3 protein-coding genes and 1 pseudogene are annotated in these 4644 nt (G+C 68.5%); 3 read left to right on the top strand and 1 reads right to left on the bottom strand.

From position 1 onward, the window contains the following. Nucleotides 1-269: pseudogene (locus tag AOK08_RS38825) on the top strand (DNA polymerase III subunit delta); the annotation flags it as partial. A 237-nt stretch (nucleotides 270-506) separates the two neighbouring features. On the opposite strand, the gene rpsT reads toward AOK08_RS38825, so the two are convergent. Beyond that, nucleotides 507-773, bottom strand: coding sequence for a 30S ribosomal protein S20 (gene rpsT / locus AOK08_RS38820; RefSeq protein WP_055534872.1), 267 nt, complete (start codon nucleotides 771-773; stop codon nucleotides 507-509). Between the two features lie 308 nt (nucleotides 774-1081). On the opposite strand from rpsT, the gene lepA reads away from it, so the two are divergent. Next, nucleotides 1082-2956 carry a translation elongation factor 4 gene (gene lepA / locus AOK08_RS38815; RefSeq protein WP_055534870.1) on the top strand — a complete coding sequence of 625 codons (1875 nt, stop codon included), beginning with the start codon at nucleotides 1082-1084 and terminating at the stop codon, nucleotides 2954-2956. A gap of 294 nt (nucleotides 2957-3250) precedes the next feature. Next, on the top strand, nucleotides 3251-4644 hold a 1394-nt coding region (locus AOK08_RS38810), incomplete at its 3' end, for an AMP-dependent synthetase/ligase (protein ID WP_055534875.1).

Genomic DNA, 4644 nt, shown 5'->3' with positions numbered 1-4644 from the left:
CGCAGGGAGTGCGGGCGATCGGGAAGCTGTCCTCCGCGCGGGGCGGGCGGCCGGCGGATCTCGCGCGGGAGCTGGGGATGCCGCCGTGGAAGATCGACCGGGTGCGGCAGCAGATGCGGGGGTGGACCCCGGACGGGGTCGCCGAGGCGCTCCAGGCGGTGGCCAAGGCCGACGCGGGGGTGAGGGGGGGCGGGGACGATCCCGAGTACGCGTTGGAGAAGGCGGTCGTGGTGATCGCCCGGGCGGCTCGGTCCCGGGGGCGCACGTAGAGGCGGGTAGGGGGGCAGGAGGGCGCTGGAGCGCGTTGCGGTGTTCATGCCGAAGGCCCCGGTCCCGTCCTGGGGTAGGACGAGGGCCGGGGCCTTCGGGTGAAGCGTCTGCTGGTGTTGCCGGTGGCTTCACGCCCGCGTGGCGAACGCAGATCGTGCGTGGAGCCGGGGTGCCGGGTGGGAGCGGGAGAGAGGGCCCGCTGGGTCCTTCCGGCGGTGTGTCAGATCAAGGGAGGTTCAGCCCTGGAGCGAGGCAACCTTGGAAGCAAGCGCCGACTTCTTGTTGGCGGCCTGGTTCTTGTGGATGACGCCCTTCGAGACGGCCTTGTCGAGCTGACGCGCGGCAGCGCGCTGAGCCTCGGTGGCCTTCGCGATGTCGCCCGAGGCAGCGGCCTCACGAGCCTTGCGGACCGCGGTCTTCAGGGAGGACTTGACGGCCTTGTTGCGCAGGCGGGCCTTCTCGTTGGTCTTGATCCGCTTGATCTGGGACTTGATGTTCGCCACGAATGAGCCTTTTCAGGTTCAGGCGCACAAGGGCATGCCTCACGCGCCGTTTGATTGCTTCTTTGGTTCACTGCGTTTTACCGCATGTGTGTCTCCTGCTGAGAGGGCATGAGACACAGCGACCCAGGCTACCAGTCACCTTCCGGACGACCCAATCCGGCTGCCGGACCCCTGCCCGGACCTCAGCCCGGACCTCGCGAACCCGCCCAAACCGGTCCCCGGTCCTCGCCCGTGGGACCATGGAGCCTACGTATCGATCCGACCCGAGACCGCAGACACTGCGGACGCCTCAAGAATCAGGACCCTGCGTGCCCGCGATCCCTAGCCATGTGCCCGAGCCGAGCCGTACCGAAGCGGATCTGATCCGCAATTTCTGCATCATCGCGCACATCGACCACGGCAAGTCCACGCTCGCCGACCGGATGCTCCAGCTGACCGGAGTGGTCGACCAGCGACAGATGCGCGCCCAGTACCTCGACCGCATGGACATCGAGCGCGAGCGCGGCATCACGATCAAGTCCCAGGCGGTGCGTCTGCCGTGGGCGCCGACCGACGGGGACGGTCAGGCCAGGACCCACATCCTGAACATGATCGACACCCCGGGCCACGTCGACTTCACGTACGAGGTCTCGCGGTCGCTCGCGGCCTGTGAGGGAACAGTCCTCCTCGTCGACGCGGCCCAGGGCATCGAGGCGCAGACCCTCGCCAACCTGTACCTGGCGATGGAGAACGACCTCAAGATCATCCCCGTACTGAACAAGATCGACCTGCCGGCCGCCCAGCCGGAGAAGTTCGCCGAGGAGCTCGCCAACCTCATCGGCTGCGACCCCGACGACGTCCTGAGGGTCTCCGCCAAGACCGGTGTCGGTGTCGACGCGCTGCTCAACAGGGTCGTCGCGGAGGTCCCGGCCCCCGTCGGGGTCGCGGACGCGCCCGCCCGTGCCATGATCTTCGACTCCGTGTACGACTCGTACCGGGGCGTCGTGACGTACGTACGAGTCATCGACGGGCAGCTCAACAAGCGTGAGCGGATCCGGATGATGTCCACGGGTGCCACGCACGAGCTGCTGGAGATCGGCGTCTCGTCCCCCGAGATGAAGCCCGCCGACGGGCTCGGGGTCGGTGAGGTGGGGTACCTCATCACCGGTGTGAAGGACGTCCGCCAGTCCAAGGTCGGTGACACCATCACCACCCTCCACCAGGGTGCGACCGAGGCGCTCGGCGGGTACAAGGACCCCAAGCCCATGGTCTTCTCGGGGCTCTATCCGCTGGACGGCTCCGACTACCCGGAGCTGCGCGACGCCCTCGACAAGCTCCAGCTCAACGACGCCGCGCTCGTCTACGAGCCGGAGACCTCCGCCGCCCTGGGCTTCGGGTTCCGCGTCGGCTTCCTCGGGCTGCTCCACCTCGACGTCATCCGTGAGCGGCTGGAGCGCGAGTTCGGGCTCGACCTCATCGCCACCGCGCCCAACGTGGTGTACCGGGTGGTGATGGAGGACAAGTCCGAGCACATCGTCACCAACCCGAGCGAGTTCCCCGAGGGCAAGATCAGCGACGTGTACGAGCCCGTCGTACGCGCCACGATCCTCGCGCCGTCCGAGTTCATCGGGTCGATCATGGAGCTGTGCCAGACCCGGCGCGGTGTGCTGCTCGGGATGGACTACCTGTCGGAGGACCGGGTCGAGATCCGGTACACCCTGCCGCTCGCCGAGATCGTCTTCGACTTCTTCGACCAGCTGAAGTCCAAGACCCGCGGCTACGCGTCCCTGGACTACGAGCCCACGGGTGAGCAGACCTCCAGCCTCGTCAAGGTCGACATCCTGCTGCACGGCGACAAGGTGGACGCGTTCTCCGCCGTCACGCACAAGGACGCGGCGTACGCGTACGGGGTGCGGCTCGTCGCCAAGCTGCGCGAGCTGATTCCGCGGCAGGCCTTCGAGGTGCCGATCCAGGCCGCCATCGGATCGCGGGTCATCGCCCGCGAGACCATCCGCGCGATCCGCAAGGACGTTCTCGCCAAGTGCTACGGCGGTGACATCTCGCGTAAGCGGAAGCTGCTGGAGAAGCAGAAGGAAGGCAAGAAGCGGATGAAGATGGTGGGCTCCGTGGAGGTTCCGCAGGACGCCTTCATCGCCGTCCTGTCGAGCGACGACAACGCGGGGTCGGGCAAGGGCAAGAAGTAGCCGGCACCGGCCCTTGGGGGCCGGGACCGCCCGCCCGTGAGGACCGGGAGAACGGGGGCTCGTCGCGTGGGAACGCGGCGGGCCCCCTTCGTGTGTGTACCGTCGGGCCGCCCGGGTCTGTGGGAAGCGAACAGCCGCTCGCCGCGGGAAGTGGTAGGCCGTCGCCACTTACGCGCCGGGCGGTCGCGCCTTACTCTGATCTCTGCTCGGTAGTTACTCACGAGTTAAGCAGCAGCCGTACATGAGCCAGCACATGAGCCAGCCGCCGCATCGATGCGGGCCACGGAGGATGTCGTGAGCGACACACAGACCTTGATCGAGAACCGTCCGCCGTCCGTCGCCGGTCTTTTCCTGGACCGGGTGGCCGCGACGCCGGACACCGAGGCCTACCGTTACCCGGTGCCCCGCGCCGCCGGTACGGGCCCCGACGACTGGAAGGCGCTGACCTGGGCGCAGGCCGCCGAGCGGGTCTACGCCATCGCCGCCGGTCTCATCGAGCTGGGCGTGCTGCCGGAGCAGCGCGTCGCGCTCGCCTCCGCGACCCGTATCGAGTGGATCCTCGGCGACCTGGGCATCATGTGCGCCGGCGCCGCCACGACCACGGTGTATCCGCAGACCAACGCGGACGAGTCGGCCTTCATCCTCTCCGACTCCGCCAGCAGGGTGCTGATCGCCGAGGACGCGGCCCAGCTCGCCAAGGTGCGGGAGAAGCGCGCCGAGCTGCCCGAACTCACCCATGTCGTGGTCATCGACCCGGCCGGCGTCGAGCCGGACGAGTGGGTGCTCACCCTCGCCGAGCTGGAGCAGCGCGGTGCCGCGTATCTGGAGAAGAACCCGGACCTGATCAAGGAGCGGGTCGGGGCCATCACGAAGGACCAGCTCGCGACCCTGATCTACACCTCCGGCACCACCGGCCGCCCCAAGGGGGTCCGGCTGCCGCACGACAACTGGTCCTACATGGCGAAGGCGATCGCCGCGACCGGGCTGGTCGGCCCGGACGACGTGCAGTACCTGTGGCTGCCGCTCGCGCACGTGTTCGGCAAGGTGCTGACCTCCGGCCAGATCGAGGTCGGGCACGTCACCGCCGTCGACGGCCGGGTCGACAAGATCATCGAAAACCTCCCGATCGTACGGCCGACCTATATGGCCGCCGTGCCGCGCATCTTCGAGAAGGTCTACAACGGGGTCGCGGCCAAGGCGCGGGCCGGCGGCGGCGCCAAGTACAAGATCTTCCAGTGGGCCTCCGAGGTCGCCCGCGAGTACGCCAAGGCGAGCCAGGACAACTTCCGGCGCACCGGCACCGCCTCGGCGCCCTTCGCCCTCTCCGCCAAGCACAAGGTCGCCGACGCACTCGTCTACTCCAAGATCCGCGAGGCCTTCGGCGGCAACCTGCGTGCCTGTGTCTCCGGGTCGGCCGCCCTCGCACCCGAGATCGGCTTCTTCTTCGCCGGCGCGGGCATCCACATCCTGGAGGGCTACGGACTCACCGAGTCCTCCGCCGCCTCCTTCGTCAACCCCGGTGAGGCCTACCGCACCGGTACGGTCGGCAAGCCGCTGCCCGGCACGGAGGTGCGCATCGCCGACGACGGCGAGATCCTGCTGCGCGGGCCCGGCATCATGGAGGGCTATCACGGCCTGCCCGAGAAGACCGCCGAGGTGCTGGAGTCCGACGGCTGGTTCCACACCGG

The organism is Streptomyces graminilatus (assembly GCF_001418565.1).
GTDB lineage: Bacteria > Actinomycetota > Actinomycetes > Streptomycetales > Streptomycetaceae > Streptomyces > Streptomyces graminilatus.
This window is presented reverse-complemented; position numbering and strand designations above follow the sequence as displayed.